19 protein-coding genes are annotated in these 18,619 nt (G+C 65.7%); 9 read left to right on the top strand and 10 right to left on the bottom strand.

All coding sequences use genetic code 11. The features are described 5' to 3' along the window. Window positions 1–20: 20 nt before the first annotated feature. The 5 genes from pth to BHS09_RS26025 all read right to left on the bottom strand — a co-directional run bounded on the left by pth (window position 21) and on the right by BHS09_RS26025 (window position 3,326). Window positions 21–596, bottom strand: a complete 576-nt coding sequence (pth, locus tag BHS09_RS26045) for an aminoacyl-tRNA hydrolase (RefSeq protein WP_140794215.1) — start codon at window positions 594–596, stop codon at window positions 21–23. 81 nt (window positions 597–677) lie between these two features. Beyond that, on the bottom strand, window positions 678–1,340 hold the full coding sequence (locus BHS09_RS26040; RefSeq protein WP_140794214.1) for a 50S ribosomal protein L25/general stress protein Ctc: 663 nt from the start codon (window positions 1,338–1,340) through the stop codon (window positions 678–680). A gap of 173 nt (window positions 1,341–1,513) precedes the next feature. Further along, on the bottom strand, window positions 1,514–2,464 hold the full coding sequence (locus tag BHS09_RS26035) for a ribose-phosphate pyrophosphokinase (RefSeq protein ID WP_002634159.1): 951 nt from the start codon (window positions 2,462–2,464) through the stop codon (window positions 1,514–1,516). Between the two features lie 47 nt (window positions 2,465–2,511). Next, complete coding sequence (gene spoVG / locus BHS09_RS26030; protein WP_002634160.1) at window positions 2,512–2,811, bottom strand: septation regulator SpoVG; 300 nt, start codon at window positions 2,809–2,811, stop codon at window positions 2,512–2,514. 134 nt (window positions 2,812–2,945) lie between these two features. Continuing rightward, window positions 2,946–3,326 carry a DUF5658 family protein gene (locus BHS09_RS26025; RefSeq protein WP_174258895.1) on the bottom strand — a complete coding sequence of 127 codons (381 nt, stop codon included), beginning with the start codon at window positions 3,324–3,326 and terminating at the stop codon, window positions 2,946–2,948. Window positions 3,327–3,520: 194 nt separating this feature from the next. On the opposite strand from BHS09_RS26025, the gene BHS09_RS26020 reads away from it, so the two are divergent. From BHS09_RS26020 to BHS09_RS26000, 5 genes are all read left to right on the top strand, one after another. Further along, on the top strand, window positions 3,521–4,120 hold the full coding sequence (locus BHS09_RS26020) for a thymidine kinase (RefSeq protein ID WP_140794212.1): 600 nt from the start codon (window positions 3,521–3,523) through the stop codon (window positions 4,118–4,120). Between the two features lie 15 nt (window positions 4,121–4,135). Next, the gene (locus BHS09_RS26015) at window positions 4,136–4,951 is read left to right on the top strand and encodes a uracil phosphoribosyltransferase (RefSeq protein ID WP_140794211.1); all 816 of its coding nucleotides are present in this window, start codon (window positions 4,136–4,138) and stop codon (window positions 4,949–4,951) included. 11 nt (window positions 4,952–4,962) lie between these two features. Next, on the top strand, window positions 4,963–5,496 hold the full coding sequence (gene hpt, locus BHS09_RS26010; RefSeq protein ID WP_140799417.1) for a hypoxanthine phosphoribosyltransferase: 534 nt from the start codon (window positions 4,963–4,965) through the stop codon (window positions 5,494–5,496). 372 nt (window positions 5,497–5,868) lie between these two features. Then, window positions 5,869–6,705: an aquaporin Z gene (gene aqpZ, locus BHS09_RS26005; protein WP_140799416.1), complete on the top strand. Its 837-nt coding sequence runs from the start codon at window positions 5,869–5,871 to the stop codon at window positions 6,703–6,705. Between the two features lie 83 nt (window positions 6,706–6,788). After that, window positions 6,789–7,424, top strand: coding sequence for a LysE family translocator (locus BHS09_RS26000; protein ID WP_090491545.1), 636 nt, complete (start codon window positions 6,789–6,791; stop codon window positions 7,422–7,424). Between the two features lie 3 nt (window positions 7,425–7,427). On the opposite strand, the gene BHS09_RS25995 is transcribed toward BHS09_RS26000, so the two are convergent. Continuing rightward, window positions 7,428–8,075, bottom strand: coding sequence for a hypothetical protein (locus BHS09_RS25995; protein WP_140799415.1), 648 nt, complete (start codon window positions 8,073–8,075; stop codon window positions 7,428–7,430). Between the two features lie 112 nt (window positions 8,076–8,187). On the opposite strand from BHS09_RS25995, the gene BHS09_RS25990 reads away from it, so the two are divergent. Then, window positions 8,188–9,147 carry a hypothetical protein gene (locus BHS09_RS25990; RefSeq protein ID WP_237079830.1) on the top strand — a complete coding sequence of 320 codons (960 nt, stop codon included), beginning with the start codon at window positions 8,188–8,190 and terminating at the stop codon, window positions 9,145–9,147. Window positions 9,148–10,740: 1,593 nt separating this feature from the next. Here the strand turns inward: BHS09_RS25990 and BHS09_RS25985 are convergent. Beyond that, window positions 10,741–11,619: a hypothetical protein gene (locus BHS09_RS25985; RefSeq protein WP_140799413.1), complete on the bottom strand. Its 879-nt coding sequence runs from the start codon at window positions 11,617–11,619 to the stop codon at window positions 10,741–10,743. Between the two features lie 12 nt (window positions 11,620–11,631). Next, window positions 11,632–12,180 (bottom strand): hypothetical protein, encoded by a 549-nt coding sequence (locus BHS09_RS25980; protein ID WP_140799412.1) that lies wholly within the window; start codon window positions 12,178–12,180, stop codon window positions 11,632–11,634. A 371-nt stretch (window positions 12,181–12,551) separates the two neighbouring features. On the opposite strand from BHS09_RS25980, the gene tnpA reads away from it, so the two are divergent. From tnpA to BHS09_RS39530, 3 genes are read left to right on the top strand one after another with little or no spacing between them, the layout of a single operon-like run. Further along, a complete protein-coding gene (tnpA, locus tag BHS09_RS25975) occupies window positions 12,552–12,866 on the top strand; it encodes an IS66 family insertion sequence element accessory protein TnpA (RefSeq protein WP_140799411.1) in 315 nt (104 codons plus the stop codon). 4 nt (window positions 12,867–12,870) lie between these two features. Next, window positions 12,871–14,427 (top strand): IS66 family transposase, encoded by a 1,557-nt coding sequence (gene tnpC / locus BHS09_RS25965; RefSeq protein WP_237079829.1) that lies wholly within the window; start codon window positions 12,871–12,873, stop codon window positions 14,425–14,427. Continuing rightward, window positions 14,417–14,719, top strand: a complete 303-nt coding sequence (locus tag BHS09_RS39530; RefSeq protein WP_237079828.1) for a transposase domain-containing protein — start codon at window positions 14,417–14,419, stop codon at window positions 14,717–14,719. The genes tnpC and BHS09_RS39530 overlap by 11 nt, the downstream gene beginning before the upstream one ends. Before the next feature lie 246 nt (window positions 14,720–14,965). On the opposite strand, the gene BHS09_RS25960 is transcribed toward BHS09_RS39530, so the two are convergent. Continuing rightward, window positions 14,966–15,976: a ribonucleotide-diphosphate reductase subunit beta gene (locus BHS09_RS25960; protein WP_140799410.1), complete on the bottom strand. Its 1,011-nt coding sequence runs from the start codon at window positions 15,974–15,976 to the stop codon at window positions 14,966–14,968. Window positions 15,977–16,052: 76 nt separating this feature from the next. Then, complete coding sequence (locus tag BHS09_RS25955) at window positions 16,053–18,569, bottom strand: ribonucleoside-diphosphate reductase subunit alpha (RefSeq protein WP_140799409.1); 2,517 nt, start codon at window positions 18,567–18,569, stop codon at window positions 16,053–16,055. Between the last annotated feature and the right edge of the window lie 50 nt (window positions 18,570–18,619).

Genomic DNA, 18,619 nt, shown 5'->3' with positions numbered 1-18,619 from the left:
CCTGCCCGTGGGGGGGCGCCTCAGGCCTTCCGGTTGAACCGGTTCATGGCCACCGACAGCCCTTCGCGAATCCAGATCTCCGTCATGTCCATGGCCCGGTCGGTGAGTGTCTCCAGCTCCCGGCGCTCGCCGTCGTCGAAGTTGGACAGGACGTAGCCGGACACGCGCTCGCGGGCGTTGGGGCCCTCCGGCTTGCCAATGCCGAAGCGCAGGCGGATGAAGCCCTCGTCGCCCAGGCTGGCGACGATGCTCTTGAGGCCGTTGTGGCCGCCGCTGCCACCGCCGGCCTTGAGCTGCAGCCGGCCCAGGGGCAGGTCCAGCTCGTCATGGATGACGAGCACGTCCGCCACCGGCACCTTGAAGAAGCGCGCCGCCTCCGCGACGGAGCGGCCCGACAGGTTCATGAACGTCTGGGGCTCCACGAAGAGGACGCGCTCGCCCGCCAGGGTGCCCTGGCCGACCTTGGCCGCGAACTTCTCCTGGTTCAGCTGCGCGCGCGCCCGTGACAGCAGCGCCTCCACCACCATGAACCCGATGTTGTGCCGGTGCCGCTCGTACTCGCGCCCTGGATTGCCCAGCCCGACGATGAGCTTCATGACGTGGCTCCCGAAACGAGAAACGGGGCCAGCCCCTTGCCGGGCCGGCCCCGCTCCAGAAGGACCGCTGAAGGCGACAGACTACTTCTTCGCCGGGGCCTTCGCGTCCTTGGCCGGAGCCGCCTTCGCGTCCTTGGCCGGAGCCGCCGCCGCGGCAGCCGCCGCCGGACCCGCCTCCACGGCCTCCGGCGCGCTGATGACGGCCAGGGTGTAGTTGACGTTCGTCTTCACCGACACGCCCTCGGGCAGCTTCACATCGTTGATGTGGAGCACCTCGGCGATCTTCATCGGCGTCACGTCCACCTCGATGCGCTCGGGGATGGCGCCGGGCAGCGACCAGACCTCGATCTCACGGCGAGCCTGGGTGAGCAGACCACCGTCCGCCACGCCCTGCGCGCGGCCGGAGAGCACCAGCGGCACGTTGACCTTCACCTGCTCGTTGGCGCGCACGTCCAGGAAGTCGGCGTGCAGGATGGCGCGGGTGACGGGCTCCATCTGGTAGTCCTTCAGGAGCACCTGGCGGTCACCGCCCTCCACCTTGATCTGGATCAGGGTGTTGAACTTGTGCGGGGTGTTGATGGCCTGGCGGACCGCCTTGGGGTCCACGGAGATGTGCACCGGCTTCTCCAGGTGCTTTCCGTAGACGACGGCGGGAATCAGACCCTGGGCGCGCAGGCGGCGGGCAACGCCCTTGCCGGAACCCTCACGCGGCTTGGCCTCGAGGGTGCTCGTATTGACGGACATGAAATCCTCACGAATGGGACTGCGGGTGCCACCGGCGGCCCTGGCGCCCTCGGCATCCCGCCCCAGTGGCGGGCCCCGAAGACGGCGCCTGTGAAGGCCTCCGATGGAGGGTCGTGCACATGCCAGCCGGAGGGCCTGGAGTCAAGCCGCCCGGCGGACAGACGCGCGCCGGCTCAGACGAACAGCGAGCTGAGCGAGTCGGCGCGGTGGATGCGGGCAATGGCCTCGCCGAAGAGGCGCTCGGTGGTGAGCAGGCGGATCTTCGAGCAGGCCTGCGCCGCCGGAGACAGCGGCACGGTGTCCGTGAAGACGACCTCTTCCAGCACCGAGTCCTGGATGCGCTGGATGGCCGGGCCGGAGAGGATGGGGTGGACCGCGTACGCCACCACGCGCCGTGCGCCCTTGGCCTTCAGCGCCGCGGCCGCCTGGGCGAGCGTGCCGGCGGTGTCCACCATGTCGTCCACCAGCACCGCGTCCTTGCCGCTCACGTCGCCGATGAGGTTCATCACCTCCGACGCGTTGGGGCGGGGACGGCGCTTGTCGATGATGGCCAGGCCCGTGTTCAGCCGCTTGGAGTACGCGCGGGCGCGCTCCACGCCGCCGGCGTCCGGCGAGACGATGACCAGCTCCTGCGACTCCGGGAAGCGCTTGCGCAGGTCCTCCAGGAACACCGGCGAGCCGTAGAGGTGGTCCGAGGGGATGTTGAAGAAGCCCTGGATCTGCCCCGCGTGCATGTCCATGGACACCACGCGCCCGGCGCCCGCGGACTCCAGCAGGTCCGCGATGAGCTTCGCCGTAATCGGCGTGCGCGGCGCCACCTTCCGGTCCTGACGGGCGTACCCGTAGTACGGAATGACGGCGGTGATGGAGCCGGCGCTGGCCCGCTTGAGCGCGTCGCACATGATGAGCAACTCCATCAGGTGGTCGTTCGCCGGTGGGCAGGTCGACTGGAGGATGAAGATGTCGTGGCCGCGGACGTTCTCGCCGATCTCGACGTGAATCTCCCCGTCCGAGAAGCGACCGACCTCCGCTTTGCCCAGAGGGCGCTTGAGGTACTCGCAGATGCGATGCGCCAGGCCGGGATTCGAGTTCCCGGCGAACACCTTGAAGTCACGCGGCTGCATGGTGGGGCCGCTGACTAACCTGGACGCGGACGGAAGGAAAGAAGTCGTTAGTCCAGGTCCGCTGGCGCTGCGACAAGCATCCCGGCTTGCGCCTGATGGAGGTGTCGCTCGTACTCCATCAGGATGACGCGTTCCATTTGACTCCGCGTATCCGCGTTGAGCGGGTGGGCAATGTCCTTGTACGTCCCATCCTTCCGCTTCTTGGCTGGCATCGCGATGAAGAGCCCGGTCGAGCCGTGAATGACCTTCAAATCGCGAATGACGAAGCAGTGGTCCAAGGTGATGGTGACGTACGCCTTGAGCTTGTCCTCTTCGACCGGAAACACCCGGACGTCGGTGATGTTCATGGTCCCCCCCCGAACCCGAAAGGTCGGAGCTGAAGGGAAGCCTGGGACATACCGGGTGTCAAATGCAAGCGCGGGCGCGAGGGAGATTCGCGCCACTGTTCAATGCCCCCACAGTCGGCCGCTGCGAGCGGAGGCTAGGTCAGCATTTGGGGCCAGTGCATGACCAGGTGGGTCAGAAAGGCGAGGTGGTAGACCACGATGACGGCATACACGGCCGCGCCCAGCCGGATGGCGATGCGGCTGGCGTTGAGGTGCCGGTGGATGCACAGCAGCCACAGGCCCGCGTTCACGATGACCAGCTTGGAGAACATGAAGAAGAGCGGGGACTGCTCATAGGCCTCCCGCATGATGGGGTTGAGCTCTTCGGCCACACCCAGCTGCAGGAAGAAGAGGGTGAACAGCCCGTCCAGCAGGTTCAGCATCAATAGCGCCACGGATGCCGGTGACAGGTAGAAAGAAGCCCTGTTGCCCCACGCCCCACCCAGCATCTGTCCGATCGTCGCCGCCACGCCCATCCCCCTTCGCCAGTCCGTAGTCAGTGCTCTTCAAGAGCCTTGCCAACGCCCGCGGGGCCTGGTGACGGGCAGGCGAGGAAGCGGGCGACATCCAGGGACGATTCGGCTATGGGACGGGCGTGGCGGGAAGTTGACTCTCCTGGGGTCGTGGCAGACTATCCGCGCCCTTTCCGCCCCCGGCCCGTGAGCGTTCCTTGCACCAATTCCCCAAAGATATCGGGTGGATAGAGGTCATCTGCGGTTCGATGTTCTCCGGCAAGACGGAGGAGCTGATCCGCCGCGTCCAGCGCGCCGTCTACGGCAAGCAGAGGGTGCAGGTCTTCAAGCCGCGCATCGACAACCGCTACGACGAATCCGCGGTGGTGAGCCACTCGCAGCTGAAGGTGATGTCCACCGCCATCGAGCGGGCTGAAGAGATTTTTTACAGGCTCGCGCCCGACACCCAGGTGGTGGGCATCGACGAGGTGCAGTTCTTCGGTTCAGAAGTCGTCGCCGTGGTGGAGGCGCTGGCCAACAAGGGCCTGCGCGTCATCTGCGCGGGCCTGGACCAGGACTACCAGGGGCGGCCCTTCGAACCGATGCCCCAATTGATGGCGGTGTCGGAGTACGTGACGAAGGAGCTGGCCATCTGCGTGGTGTGTGGGAATCCGGCCAACCGCTCCCAGCGCATCGTGTCCAGTGGTGAGCGGGTGGTGGTGGGCGCGGCGGGCGCGTATGAGCCGCGCTGCCGCAAGTGTCACGTGGCTGAACCGGCGGAGGGCACGCCGCCGCAGACATTGGAACTGTTCGACTGAGCGGGAGCTGAACGGATGCGCGACACCCTGTACTCCAACGTTCCCTTCAAGCTGAACGAGATGACCCACCACTATGGGCCTCACGTCCACCTGGTGGGAAATCCCTTTCTCCTGACCCAGCTGGCCACGCTGTGTTCGAAGGGCGTCATCCAGCCGCAGATCAACCGCCTGGTGGAGACGCTGTACGTCGACCTGGTGAAGACGGTGCTCAACGCGGAGTTCCCGCGGAAGAACGTGAGCCTGCCCACGCGGATGATCGACTCCACCCCCCAGGGGCTCTACCAGGGCGAGGTCATCGACCCGCAGGTGCGCGTGGTGACGGTGAACATCGCCCGGGCGGGCACGCTGCCGTCGCAGGTGACGTACGACCTGATGAACGCCACGCTGGACCCGACGGTGGTGCGCCAGGACCACATCATCATGAGCCGCATGATTGACGCCGCGGAGGCGGTGGTGGGTTCGGAGATTGGCGGCGCGAAGATTGGCGGCGATGTGGACGACGCCTTCGTGCTCTTCCCGGACCCCATGGGGGCCACGGGGGGCAGCCTGTCCACGGCGATTTCGCTCTACAAGAACAAGGTGCCCGGGACGCCCCGGCGCATCATCACCCTGAACCTCATCGTCACGCCGGAGTACCTGCGGAAGATGACCACGGACCATCCGGACGTCATCATCTACGCGCTCCGGTTGGACCGGGGCCTGTCCCCGCCGGAGGTGTTCGGCACCGAGCCGGGCGCGCTCTGGGAGAAGGAGCGGGGCCTGGATGACCGGCAGTACATCGTCCCCGGAGGCGGCGGCTTCGGGGAGATCATGAACAACGCGTACGTGTAGCGGAGGAATCCTTGGCGTTCTACGAGCAGGAAGTCGGTGTCCTGATTTCCGAGGACAAGTTGCAGGCGCGCGTGCGCGAGCTCGCGGCGGAGATTACGCGCGACTACGCGGGCAAGGACCTGACGCTCATCTGCGTGCTGAAGGGCTCGGCGTTCTTCACCATCGACCTGGCGAAGTACATCGACCTGCCGGTGAAGTTGGAGTTCCTGGGCGTGTCCAGCTACCAGGGCGGCACGGAGTCCACGGGCGAGGTGCGCATCACCACCGACGTCAGCAAGCCGATGGCGGGCAAGCACCTGCTCATCATCGAGGACATCATCGACACCGGGCTCACCATGCAGTTCCTGCTGGAGAACCTGCGCGCCCGGCACCCCGCGTCGCTGAAGGTGTGCACGCTGCTGGAGAAGCCCTCGCGCGCCCGGACGAAGGTGGACATCGACTACAAGGGCTTCGTCATCGATGACCTCTTCGTCGTGGGCTACGGGCTCGACTTCGGCGAGGTGTACCGGAACATCCCCTTCATCGGGGTGATGAAGAACAAGTAGTGACTTTCAGGTGCGAGCGCCGCCCACGTGCGCGGCGCCGCACCGGTCTTCAGGTGATGCTCGGAACGGGCAGCGGCGCTCCACGCCGTCGCACTGGATGGAGCACGTCGTCACCGCGAGAAGCAGCGTAGCAGCCTTCGACGAGTCCTTTCCAGGTGGGGACGGCCTATCCAGGCTGTCTTTCCTATGCCTGAAAGTCAAAGAGGGCATGTCTGTGTATATCAGGGGAGACAGAGGGCCATGGGCCGCTCACGGGGGCTGCTCAGCGGCCGTGACGCGGTGCTTCGCGTTGTCGTCTTCCGGTCCATGCACAGCGTGCCTGAGAAGAATTCGCTGAAGCGCGGCGTCTGACCGCGCGAATCGAGGCTGACCATGGATGCATCCAGGGACAGGGCCGCGCTGGCTCGGGCGGGCAACCCCCGCAACAACGACGCCGTCCGGAAGTACGTTGCGGAGTTCATCGGGACGTTCGTCCTGGTGTTGGGAGGCGTCGGGGCGGCCGTGCTGGCGGGCGACCACATCGGCTTCCAAGGTGTAGCGCTCGCCTTTGGCCTGTCGCTGCTGGCCATGGTGTACGTGATTGGCCCCATCTCGGGGTGCCATGTGAATCCGGCGGTGACGCTGGGCCTCCTGCTGTCTGGGAAGATGGAGGGCAAGGACGCGGTCGGCTACGTGGTGGCGCAGTGCGTGGGGGCCATCCTCGGCGCGGGCGTGGTGCTGCTGATTGCCAAGGGCATGCCCGGAGGGTACTCGGCGGTGACCGAGGGACTCGCGACCAACGGGTACGGCGCCGCTTCACCTGACGGCTTCAACATGGGAGCGGCCTTCCTCACGGAGGTGGCGCTCACCTTCTTGCTCGTGCTCACGGTGCTGGGCGCGACGGATGCGCGCGCCCCGGTGGGCTTCGCGGGGCTGGCCATTGGCCTGGTGCTGGCGCTCATCCACCTGGTGGGGATTCCGGTGACGAACACGTCGGTGAATCCGGCGCGCAGCCTGGGGCCGGCGGTGTTCGCGGGGAGCGTGCCCATGGGGCAGCTGTGGCTGTTCATCGTGGCGCCGCTCTTGGGAGGCGCCACCGCGGCGGCGGTGTATCGCACGGTGTTCCGTCCTGCCGTGCCCATCAGCGCGGAGGAGGCCGAGCGGGCCCTGCGGCGCGAGCGTGAGGCGCGAATCGCGGACGAGCGGGCCGGCACGCGCGCGCCTGTCTGATGCTGCGGGTCGCTTTGCTCGGCGGGCTCCGGCGCGTACGGTGACCGGCAATCGGGGCCACTCGTGCCCCCACTGGAGCCGCCATGTTCTTCGACCCGACGCGCCTCACGGCCTACTTCCTGGCGGTGCTCGCGCTCATCCTGACGCCCGGGCCGGACACGATGTTCGTGCTGGCCCGGAGCATGGGGCAGGGGCGCAAGGCGGGCATCGTCTCCGCGCTGGGCATCTTCGTTGGGTGCCTGTTCCACATCGCGGCGGCGGCGTTCGGGCTGTCGACGTTGCTCGCGACGTCGGCGCTGGCCTTCTCCGTGGTGAAGTGGGGTGGGGCGGCCTACCTCGTGTGGATGGGCGTGCAGATGCTGCGCAGCAAGGACACCGCGGCCGAGGCGGTGCAGGCGCTGCCACCCGCTGGCCTGTGGCGCATCTTTCGCGACGGCGTCGTCACCAACGTGCTGAACCCGAAGGTGGCCGTGTTCTTCCTGGCCTTCCTTCCGCAGTTCGTGGATGCGTCCGCGGGCTCGACGGGACTCCAGTTCCTGGGGCTCGGGTTGATGTTCTCCGTCACGGGGACGTCGTGGCTGGTGCTGCTGGCTGCGTTCGCGGGTGCCTTTGGGGGCTGGATGCGGCGCAACCCGCGCGTGGCGGCGTGGCAGAAGCGCGTCACCGGTGGCGTGTTCGTCGCGCTGGGGGCCCGGCTGGCGTTGCAGCGCCAGGAGTAGGCGTCAGACGAGCGCCTTGATGACCACGTAGAGCACGTAGAGGACCCACGGCACTGCGGCCAGGAGTCCGAGGATTCCGAGCAGGCCGGCCCAGACGGGGTAGCCCTTTCGCCACGGCAGGAGGAGGAAGGTGCCTCCGGCGAGGGCGGGCAGGGGCAGCAGGTTGAGGGCGGCCAGCTTCGCGCTCATCAGGCCCCAGGCGCGCAGCAGGTCGCCGTCCCGGAGGAGCGCGAGGAAGCGCTCCACGCGGCCAGGGAGCAGGGAGGGCTCGAAGGGGACGGCGAAGCCGCTCGCGAACTGGCGCAGGGCTTCCGTGGGCCCCAGGCAGGCCATGGCGATGGCGACCTGCACGGCCCAGGGCAGGAGGATGACGGCGGCGTGGAGGGGCGGGGAGAGCTGAAGGAGGCGGCTTTGGGCGGGGGCGCCCTCGACGGGCTCGTCGAAGCTCACCGCGCTGCCGAGCGCCAGGGGGCGGAAGGCCCACAGGATGCTCCCCAGGCGGGCGGAGAGCAGGGTGGGGCCGTAGCCGAGGACGACGGACACGGGACGTGCCCCCAGGGTGCTGGCCACGGCGGCCTGCGCCAGCGCCCAGAGGGCGTTGACGGCGAAGAAGAGCATCCAGAGCCAGAGGAGTTGGGACAGGCGGTCCATGCGGTGCGTCCCTGTCTACCATGACCCGGGGTGGTATCCGTGAAGGGGCGGGGCGCCAATCACCCTGGAGCGTGGCGCCGCGTCTCTGGTAGGCATCCGGGTTGAGGAGCTCATGGCTTACGGCATCGCGAATCACCTCTGGATTCATGGGAGCCCGGACCGGTCCAGGGTCCGTCAGTGGATGGACGCCGCACTGGGGACGTCGTTCGGGGAGCAGCCCCAGAGCGACATCGTCGTCGCGGACGTCTTCCAGTTCGGGCCGTCGCTGACGCTCATCGACGTGCAGGTACTCGGTGCGCCGCGCGTCGAAGGCGAGGCGGAGGCGGCGGAGCAGGACGGCTTCCTGACGCGCGTGGCCAGCCTGGCGAAGGAAGCGGGCTTCAAGAGCACGCGAGTGTGGATGGGCGACGTGGGCACCATGGCGTGGGAGTTGGAGTCCCAGGGCGAAGAGGGCGTGCCCGTTGGTGCGAAGCGGGAGGACGAGGCACTGCGTACCCTGGGGCCAGACGGGTGGACCGTGGACCCGCTGGCGCCCGTGGTGGCGCGCGAGGTCATCCGGAGCATCGTCAAGCTGCCGCTGGAGGAGGTCCACCACTACATCGACTGGGCGGTGAGCTGCCGCAGCGCGATGGCGGCGGGGACGCCGGTGGAGGGCTTCAACCTGACGCGCGCCTCGCGGCTGATGGCCACGCACTACCTGGTGTGGAAGGGGAAGGTGTTGCCCAAGCCGACGCCGGTGAGCGAGATGGCGCCGAAGCTCGGGAGGGCCCGGAGGATGCGCAGGGCGGCGACGCTGGTGCCCGCGGCGCGCGTCTGGGGGCTGGTGCTGGTGGTTGCCCTGGTGGTGCCCGCAGTGCTGTACCACTTCATCTTCGCGCCACCGGTGGAGAGCCCGGTGAAGGGCTTCGTGCTCAGCGGTGTGATGACGCTGGTCTGGGCCCTGTTCGCCCTGGTGCGCTTCGACGACTTCCAGGGGCGGCCGGTGCGTCTACCGTGGCGGCTGGCGCTGTTCATTGGTGGCCAGCTCGCGGCAGGAGGGCTGATGTGGTGGCTCCACGGAATGCCTCGCTAGTCGCACAGCTCAAGTCTAGGAGTGTCATTCCCAGACATTTTGATGTGAATAGGGGAGTGGCGAGAGTTCTTGTGTGGCAGTAATCTGAGACGGAAGCCCATGCGCCAGAAGTCTTGCTGGTGGGGCAAATTTCGGAGTGCGAATTGCTGGGCGTTTGGCTGTTTTTTAAACTTTTCGACGCGGAGCGAGTGCTATTGCTTGAGCGCGTTGAGGTTGGTTCCCTCCGCCTCGGCTGCATTCTCATCCTCTTGAGGAAATTCTGAATTCACCGCCTGCTGACCCTCTGGCGCTGCTGCTGAACTGGAGGAGAGGGGGCTGCCGCCCGGTCTACCCGGGCCAGGTGTCAAGGGCGGCTCGTTGTTCCCCCCGTCTCTTCCCCGGGAGCGCTGCAGAGGAAAGTTTGTGATCGCCTCCTCAACGTAGTGGCCAAGTAGCCGCGCATCTGGAAGGGATTCAGAAAGCCACGCTGCAGTCCGCGCGCGTAGCTCGGTGAATAGCCGTTTCTCATGTGGGCTTCCAGGGAAGATGACCCAACTGCTTCGAGGGAAGCACTCCCCCACAATGACCCTGGCAATGAGCGCCAGCGGCACAAACTCCATGGGGTCGCACATTGCTCGTAACATCGAATGATCAGACATTCCGAGGCTGAGCATGTCGCCGATGGAGTACATTGTCACGCGAGCGTGTCTGGGCGTAAGCCATGTTGGCGGAAAGGGAACTTCGAAGAGGGTGCCACGAAGAACAGAGGAGTCACTGTCGGAACGGACTCGCCTGGAGTGTGCGTCGATGACCAGTCCAGTACTGATTTTCAGAGATGCATAGTTGTCATGGAGAAGTTCGCTCAGTTGATCAAACGGGGTCATTGGGCTTCCGCTGATCCATGCTCCGGACAGGAGGCTAACCCATCGATTCAAACAATCGAGCTCTGATACCGCCGGACGGGCTTTGGCCTCAAGGCGAGCCAGGAGCGAGTCCAATGTTTGAAAGCTGAACTGCTCAAGCATAACTTCAGAATCATCCATGAAGCGAACGAGGGCTACAGGGAGCCCTGCGCGGTTAGTTGTCCCCTGGCGGGCAGCGATCCTGCTATGGACCACTTCCCACGAAGGCACTTCCTTCCTTTCCCCCCCTCGACCTCGATCGCTCCGGGGCCACCAGCGCCTCGTGATTTCCACACTTTCTCTTCGGACAGACTCATCAGGGGCATGCCTGAGATGCTCGGGCTCAGTGTCGTCTTTCTTAACGGTGAGCAGTGAACCGTCGTTGCTGGGAAGTGGCGTCGTGGGTGGGAAGGGAACCCCCGCCGGTGGCGGCTGCAGATGTCCACCTGCGCGGAAGACACGCCTCACCGCTTCGATAACATCGTCGAGCGCCGCGAACGGGACCTCGGCGCCATTCTCATCGAGGAATCCCTCCTGGAAACTGGATCGCGTGGACCAGAGCGCGGTGGACCGGCTGGCTACAGGGACGGGATGAAACGCGGGAGGAGCAAGGTACACCGTCAGCTCGGAGCGGGACGCGTCCTGATCCCGTTGTGAGGCAAAGGCGAGTCCATCCGCGCCAGCCCATGCGTCAATGAACCACGGCACGTATCTACCTCCAACGCTGAGTCCGTGCGGAAGTCGTAACCAAGCGTGTTCGGATCGAGAACTCTTCCAATCGTTTGTTTACGAGATTGCGGCGCGCATTCCAGAGGATTTCATCAGGACTGGGCGGCACTCCCCGCTGCATGTTCGAAGCAATCTGCGCGGATACAACGGCGTCATCAGGGCTCTGGCGAATTTCTTCCAGTTCCTGTGGGCCAAATGTTCCCAGCCGGTGCACTTCCACAAAGTCCTCATCACGCAGTATGGCTTCCGATACGGCCCCCGCTGTGAGCAGGCGCTGGGTCCCTCTCAGGCTCGGAAGGCATTTGAGGACGAGCATGTCCAGCAGGTGAAGGGACCATGAGCCGCGCAAGCAATCGACGATATTCCGCGTATCTTTTATCTGGTTCAGCGGCGGATGCACGAGATCGTAACAATTACGGTCGAACACTTGAGTAGACGCGGATACCGCATCGGGACGAAGCGCCATGCAGTATTCGCCATAAAAGCGTACACCCGTTCCACCGAGCGCCACTGCACCGAAGTAATAGGACCTTGCGTTATCTCCCATGCCTAGCAACGCGTCCACGGCGCGGCGTGTCTCGGATGGGCCTTTCTCTTCGCCACCCACTCGAGGCCGCTCGTAGGCGTTGAGGTACCGCCCTTCATCCAACATCGAGAGCAATGCATCGGCTGGGATGTTCACGATCATGCGGAGCCCTGTCTCCGCATCGCGGACGGTTCGGGTGACGACCTCGATATTCGCTTCAAGGAAGCTGTTGGGGAACTCCTTCTCCTCACGTTCAAGCCAAGCCGCGACCCGACGGTGCCAGGACCCTCTCTTTGGAAACAGGATGGCGTCTAGCGATTCATCAAGCGGTTTCACGCGTTTTCCGTGTTACCTGAGGTTCTGGTAGTAGAAGATTGCGATGGTGATTATTCCCACCGCGAATCCTAGGAGTTGCGCAGCCATGGCCGTTCGGCGGGCGAGGGTGATGCGAGTTCGTAGTTGTTTGATTTTGTCGATTTTTTGTTGTGTGATTCTGCGAAGAGTTTCTTTGGTGGTGGCGTCCAGAGTCAGGCTCAGTGTTGAGTCGAATTCATTGAGCGCGTGAAAGTCATCTCGATAGCGGATGTAGAAGCGGTCCCAGCCCGCCAGATGGCCGAGTCCTCCGAGGAGTGACACTGCCATTGCCCCCCAGCTCATGGCAACGAGGAACTTGTTTTGGACAGGACTGCAATCGAGTAGGTCTTTGATGAATGAGACAGTGAAGACAAAGACCGCTCCTGCCAACAGCATTCCCTGCTTTATGAATTCCATTCGATATTGGTTGGAGAGATCGATATTTCGATGCAGGTCTTCCAGCGTGGGGGGCGGATAGGGCCTGTTTGATGGAACTGTCACAATGGGAATGATGAGCGCCGTCTCGGGTCTTATCAATTGCATTTGAATCGCAGGCGTGGTTGGTATTTTAACATCGGCCGATTTTCGAGTGCAGGGGCGGGGTGATGCTCACGGTTGTTAACCGGTAACCGTCCGACCAACGACGTGCCGTGAGGGATTGCAATGCAAGCAGCGCGTGGCGGACGCTTCTGGGGATGTTGAAGCAGGCGAAGAATTCGGAGTGGGACTGCATCGCGGATGCGTTCAAGGCCAGGGGGCAGACGCAGCAAGTGTTCGCATCGATGCGAGGTGGCAGAGACCGGGAACAGCATCGGGTCAAGTCCTGAATCTTGTGTAGTTGGTGCGTAACCGTCCGGCCAACGACGTGCCGTGAGGGATTGCCGGGGTGGCGGTAGCGGCGGACGCTTTCGGGCATGTCGAAGCAGGTGGAGAAGCAGGAGTGGGGCCGCGTCGCGGAAGCGTTCGAGGCCAGTGGGCAGACGCAGCGGGAGTTCGCGTCAGCGAGAGGCGTGCGACTGAGCACGTTGCAGTCGTGGGTGTACCGTAGGCGACGGTCTGGGGAGACGCGAGCCGAGCCGGTGCGGCTGTTGCCGGTGCAGGTGTCGATGGCGCCCGCCGCGGCCGAGTTCGTGCTGGAGGTGGTGACGGCAAGCGGAGCGCGGGTGCGATTCGCCGTGGGCACCGACGTCGAGTGCGTGGCCCGGCTCGTCGCGGAACTGGGGCGGTAAGGCGGTGTTTAACCTCCCAGCTTCGGTGCGGGTGGTGCTGGCGACAGGGCCGGTGGACATGCGCAAGTCCATCGACGGCCTCATGGCGCTGGTGCCCACAGCCTGGGGGGAGGACGTCTACTCGGGGCACCTTTTCGCCTTCGTTTCCAGGCGAGGCGATCGCATCAAGGTACTGACGTGGAGCCGAGGCGGCTTCGTGCTGCTGTACAAGCGATTGGAGACGGGCCGTTTCCGGCTGCCACCGGTAGACGCGGGCGCGCAGGTAGTCCACCTGGACGCCACGCAGTTGGCCATGTTGCTGGACGGCATTGACGTGGCCCAGGTGAGGCGCCAGCCCGCCTGGACGCCTCCCGGGCGCACGGGCCTCGCTCTGCGCCCCGCAATCGGAGCGCAGCGCGGGGCCGTCTTGCGTTGTCTCGACTCGATACCTGCGCTCGCCGATGACCGCGTCGATGACCAGAATCCCGCGCTCTTTGATGACCGCCAACACGAGCTGCGAGGGGCCGCGTCCGAGGAGGAGTCGAAGGCGGCGCGGGACGAGGCAGCGAAGAAGAAGCGCCAGCAGAGGGCGGCCCGAAAGGCCGAGGAGATCCCGGCGCGGGAAATTCGCCACGCCGTCCCAGTCGAGGAGCGCCACTGCCCCGCGTGCGGCAGCGAGGACTTGAGGCCGCTGGGCCGGGGCCGCACCAGCGAGGTGTACGAGTACATTCTTTCGCGCTTCGAGCGGCAGGTACACGTGCAGGAAGTCCTAGCGTGCGCGCGCGGCCGGGGCGTCGTCACCGCCCCGCCTCCGGCCAGGGGGGTGGACCGGGGCGAGTACGGCCCCGGCTTCCTCGCGCACGTGGTGACGTCCAAGTGCGCGGACGCCATGCCGCTGCACCGGCTGGCCCAGAGGGTGGAGAGAAGCGGCGTGCCCATGAGTCGCAGCACGCTGACGGACCTCTTCCACCAGGCCGCCTCGGTACTACTGCCTCTCTCCCACCACCTGCTGCAATGCATTGCGTCTGCGGACGTGGTGTGGGCGTACGAGGCGCCGCTGCGAGTGCTGGACGTGAAGAAGACGCGGCTTGGCTACCTCTGGACTTTCCTCACCCAGAATGAGGCAGGCGAGTGGCTCATCGGCTACCGCTTCAGCATGGGCCGCGCCAGCAAGACGCCGAAGGAAGTCCTGGGCGGCACCTCGGGCGCCCTCGTGGTGGACGCGTACACCGGCTACAACGCGGTGGCGCTACCCCAGGGCCGGGTACGCGTCGGGTGTTGGGCCCACTGCCGGCGTCGCATTTTCGACGCGCTGGCCACCGCGCCCGAAGCGCGTGAAGCCCTGGATTTCATCCTCGATCTCTACCGGGTGGAAGCCCAGGCACGCGACGCGGACTTGGTTCGCACGGCCGCGCTCCGCGGACTGCGTCAACTCCACATCGCCCCCGTCATCGCGCAACTGCATGCCTGGCTTGAAACGCAGGCGCCGCGGCACCCGCCCAAGAGTCCGCTGGGCCAGGCCATTTCCCATTTCCTACGCCCTCAAGCAGTGGGAGGCCCTCACCCGCTTCGTGGAGAATGAGCGCCTTCCTCTCGACAACAACCGCTCGGAATCGGCGCTGAGGAAGGCGGCCCTGGGCCGGAAGAAATTCCTCTTCGTCGGCCACGAGGTCGCGGGGGAGAATCTCGCGGGCCTTTACGCGCTGGTGGCCACCTGTGAGGCCAACCAAGTCAACCCCGAGGCATACCTTGAGGACGTCTTGCTGCGCGTGCAGACGTACCCCAACTCGCGCATTGGTGAGCTGCTGCCCCACGAGTGGAAGCGGCGACGCGCCGCCGACCCGCCCGACTCGCGCCTCCAGCCCAGTCTCTGAATCCTCGCGGCGTGCGCCGACCACGGTTCTCATCCGGCTGCAACTGCTCACGCCACGTCACTGGCCGGACGGTTACGGCGCCGGAAGCAATGGAGGAAGGGTGGCCCTGTTGAGCAACCATCCAGGCGCCGGATCAGGGGGGGCCGAGGCTCCGAAGCGCCCATGGTGGAAGTTCTGGTGACCCCTCCGCGCGCTGACCTCAACCGGGGCGCGTAAACCGCGCCCCGGGACACAACACACAGCCGCTCAGAACGCCGCGTCGAGCACGACGTCCGTGGCCGCGCCAACACCCACGGCCACCTGGTACGAGGACACGCGGCGCTCGAAGAAGTTCGTGAGCTCCTGCACGTCCTGCAGGTCCATGAAGTGCAGCGGGTTCTTCGTGCCGAACACCGGCGACATGCCCAGCATCTGGAGCCGCTGGTCCGCCACGTACTCCAGGTAGCCGCGCATGTCCTGCACGGACAGGCCCATCACGCCGCCGCTCAGCAGGTCCTGCGCGAACTGCGTCTCGCACTCCACGGCCTCGCGGAGCATGGCCACCACGTCGCGCTCCATCTGCGCGTCGAAGAGGTCCGGCTCCTCCTTGCGCGCCACCTGGATGGACTCGAACGCGAACGCCATGTGCGCGCTCTCGTCCCGGAACACCCAGTTGGTGCCCGCCGCCAGGCCGTTCAGCAGACCCTTGCTGCGCAGGAAGTACACGTAGGCGAAGGCCGCGAAGAAGAAGAGGCCCTCGATGCAGCCCGCGAAGCAGATGAGGTTCAGCAGGAACTGGCGCCGGTCCTGCTTCGTCTGCAGCGTGTCCATCCCCTGGATGCTGTCCATCCACTTCATGCAGAACTGCGCCTTGCGCTGGATGGAGGGGATGTTGTCGACGGCCGCGAAGGCCATCGCCCGCTCCGCCGGGTCCGGAACGTAGGTGTCCAGCAGCGTCAGGTAGAACTGGACGTGCAGCGCCTCCTCGTAGAGCTGGCGCGACAGGTACATCCGCGCCTCAGGGGCGTTCAGGTGCTTGTAGAGGTTCAGCACCAGGTTGTTGCCGACGATGCTGTCACCCGTCGCGAAGAACGCCACCAGCCGGTGGATGAGGTGGCGCTCCGCGTCCGTCATCTTCGAGCGCAGGTCCACCAGGTCCGTGGAGAAGTCGACCTCCTCCACGGTCCAGGTGTTCTTGATGGCGTTCCGGTACATCTCGAAGAACTGCGGATACGCCATCGGGCGCAGCGTGAGATTCAGGCCAGGGTTCAACAGCATTGCTTCCGTGCTCCTCGCGCTGCGGCGCGGTAACTCAAACGTTCTTCCAACTGCGAAACCGTCAGCGTCTCAATGCCTACTGGCAGGCCTCGCACGCTTCCGGGTTCTCCAGCGAGCAGGCCACCGCCTCGGCCTCGGTCGCCTTCGCCACCGGGGCAGGGGCCGCGGACGCCATGCTGGCGCCACCACCCGCGCCCACCGTGGCCTTGGCAATCCGCGTCGCCGGACGCGAGCGCAGGTAGTACGTCGTCTTCAGGCCCTTCTGCCACGCGTAGAAGTACATCGAGGACAGCTTCCCGATGTTCGGCGTCTCGACGAACAGGTTGAGCGACTGGCTCTGGTCGATGAACGCCCCTCGGTCCGCGCCCATGTCCAGCAGCGAGCGCATCGGCAGCTCCCACGCCGTGCGGTACACCGCGCGGAGGTTCTCCGGCAGCTCGGTGATGTCCTGCACGCTGCCTTCCGCCATCTTGATGCGGTTGCGGATGTTCTCGTTCCACAGCCCCAACGCCTGGAGGTCGCGCACCAGGTAGCGGTTCACCTGGAGGAAGTCACCCGACAGCGTCTCGCGCTTGAACAGGTTGGACACCTGCGGCTCGATGCACTCGTAGCAGCCGACGATGGAGGCAATCGTCGCCGTGGGGGCAATCGCAATCATCAGCGAGTTGCGCAGGCCGTGCTTCATGATGCGCTGGCGCAGCGCGTCCCAGCGCGCCGTGTCCTCGGGCACCACGCCCCAGTGGTCGAACTGGAGCTCGCCCTTGGCCGCCCGCGTCTCCTGGAAGGACTCGTGGGCGCCGTACTGCTCGGCCAGCTCGCAGGACGTGGTCAGCGCCGCGAAGTAGATCTCCTCCGAAATCTTCTTGGAGAGCGCACGCGCCTCCGCCGAGTCGAAGGCCAGCTTGAGCTGGAAGAAGACGTCCTGGAGGCCCATCAGGCCCAGGCCCACCGGGCGCCAGCGCTTGTTGGACGAAGCCGCCGTGGGGATGGGGTAGTAGTTCAGGTCGATGACGCGGTCGAGCTGCCGCATCGCGAGCTGGGCGTTGGCGCGCAGCCGCTCGAAGTCGAACTTCCCGTTCACCAGCATCCGGCTCAGGTTCAACGAGCCCAGGTTGCACACCGCCGTCTCACCCTGGCTCGTCACCTCCAGGATTTCGGTGCACAGGTTGGACAGGTGGATGACGTTGCCGTCCTTGCCCGTCTGGTTGCTCTTGCGGTTGCTGATGTCCTTGAAGGTCATCCAGCCGTTACCCGTCTGCGCCAGGCACTTCATCATCCGGGCGTAGAGGTCACGCGCCTTCACCTTGCGCATGGCCAGTCCGTCGGCCTCTGCCTTCGCGTAGGCCTGCTCGAAGGCGTCGCCGTACAGGTCCGTGAGGTGGGGGACGCCCTTCGGGTCGAACAGGCTCCAGTCGCCGTCCGCCTCCACGCGCTTCATGAAGAGGTCCGGCACCCAGTTGGCCAGGTTCAGGTTGTGCGTGCGGCGCGCGTCGTCGCCGGTGTTCTCACGCAGCTCGAGGAAGTCCTCGATGTCCGCGTGCCACGTCTCCAGGTACACGCAGCACGCGCCCTTGCGCTTGCCGCCCTGGTTCACCGCCGCCACGGAGGCGTCCAGCGTCTTCAGCCAGGGGACGATGCCGTTGGAGTGCCCGTTGGTGGACTTGATGAGCGAGCCGCGCGCGCGCACCCGGTGGTACGCCACGCCGATGCCGCCGGAGAACTTCGACAGCATCGCGATGTCCGAATACTTCTTGTAGATGGCGTCCAGCTCGTCCGCGGGCGAGTCCAGCAGGAAGCAGCTCGAAAGCTGCTCGTGGCGCGTGCCCGAGTTGAACAGGGTGGGGGAGCTGGGCAGGTACTCCAGCGAGCTGAACAGCCGGTACAGCTCGATGGCCTCATTCACATTGTCGCCGCTGAGCGCGCTGGCCACGCGGAGGAAGAACTCCTGCGGCGTCTCCAGCACCTCGCGCGTCTGCGGGTTCTTCAGCAGGTACCTGTCGTAGACGGTGCGCAGGCCGAAGTACTCGAAGAGGTCGTTGCGCGATGGGTCGATGGCCGCGTTGAGCTTGCGCGCGTTGGCCTGGACGAACTGGAGCAGCCGATCCGCGATCAGCCCGTGCTTGTGGCCCGCGGCCACGGACTGGCTGAAGGAGTGGATGTCCTGGTTGCTGACCTCCTTCTGGATGAAGGTGGCCAGCAGGCGCGCGGAGAGACGGCCGTACTCGGGCTCCTCGACGATGAGGGCGGCGGCCGTCTGGATGGAGAGGCTGTCCAGCTCGCGCGTCGTCGCGCCGTCATACAGGCCGGAGATGGTCTTCGTGGCCACGCGCATCGCGTCCACGCGGGGCAGGCCCACGCAGGAGCGGCCCACGGCGCGGACAATCTTGTTGAGGTCCACCGTCTCCGCGCCGCCGTTGCGCTTGCGCACCCGCATGGAGGTCGCGCTGAAGTCGCCCGCCGTGGGCTCGGAAGCAACCGCGCCCGAGGCAGCGGCGCCCGTCGGCGCGGGCGTCGTCGCCGGCGTGGACGGACCGGAGGAGACGGGCGGGACAGACATGTTGGCGGACGGCTTCACGGGCGTATCGAAGTTCACGAGCGGCTCACTCCAGACAAAAGCAGGGCGCTTCGGGCAGACACGAGGCC

The sequence above is a fragment of the Myxococcus xanthus genome, from assembly GCF_006402735.1.
GTDB lineage: Bacteria > Myxococcota > Myxococcia > Myxococcales > Myxococcaceae > Myxococcus > Myxococcus xanthus_A.
This window is presented reverse-complemented; position numbering and strand designations above follow the sequence as displayed.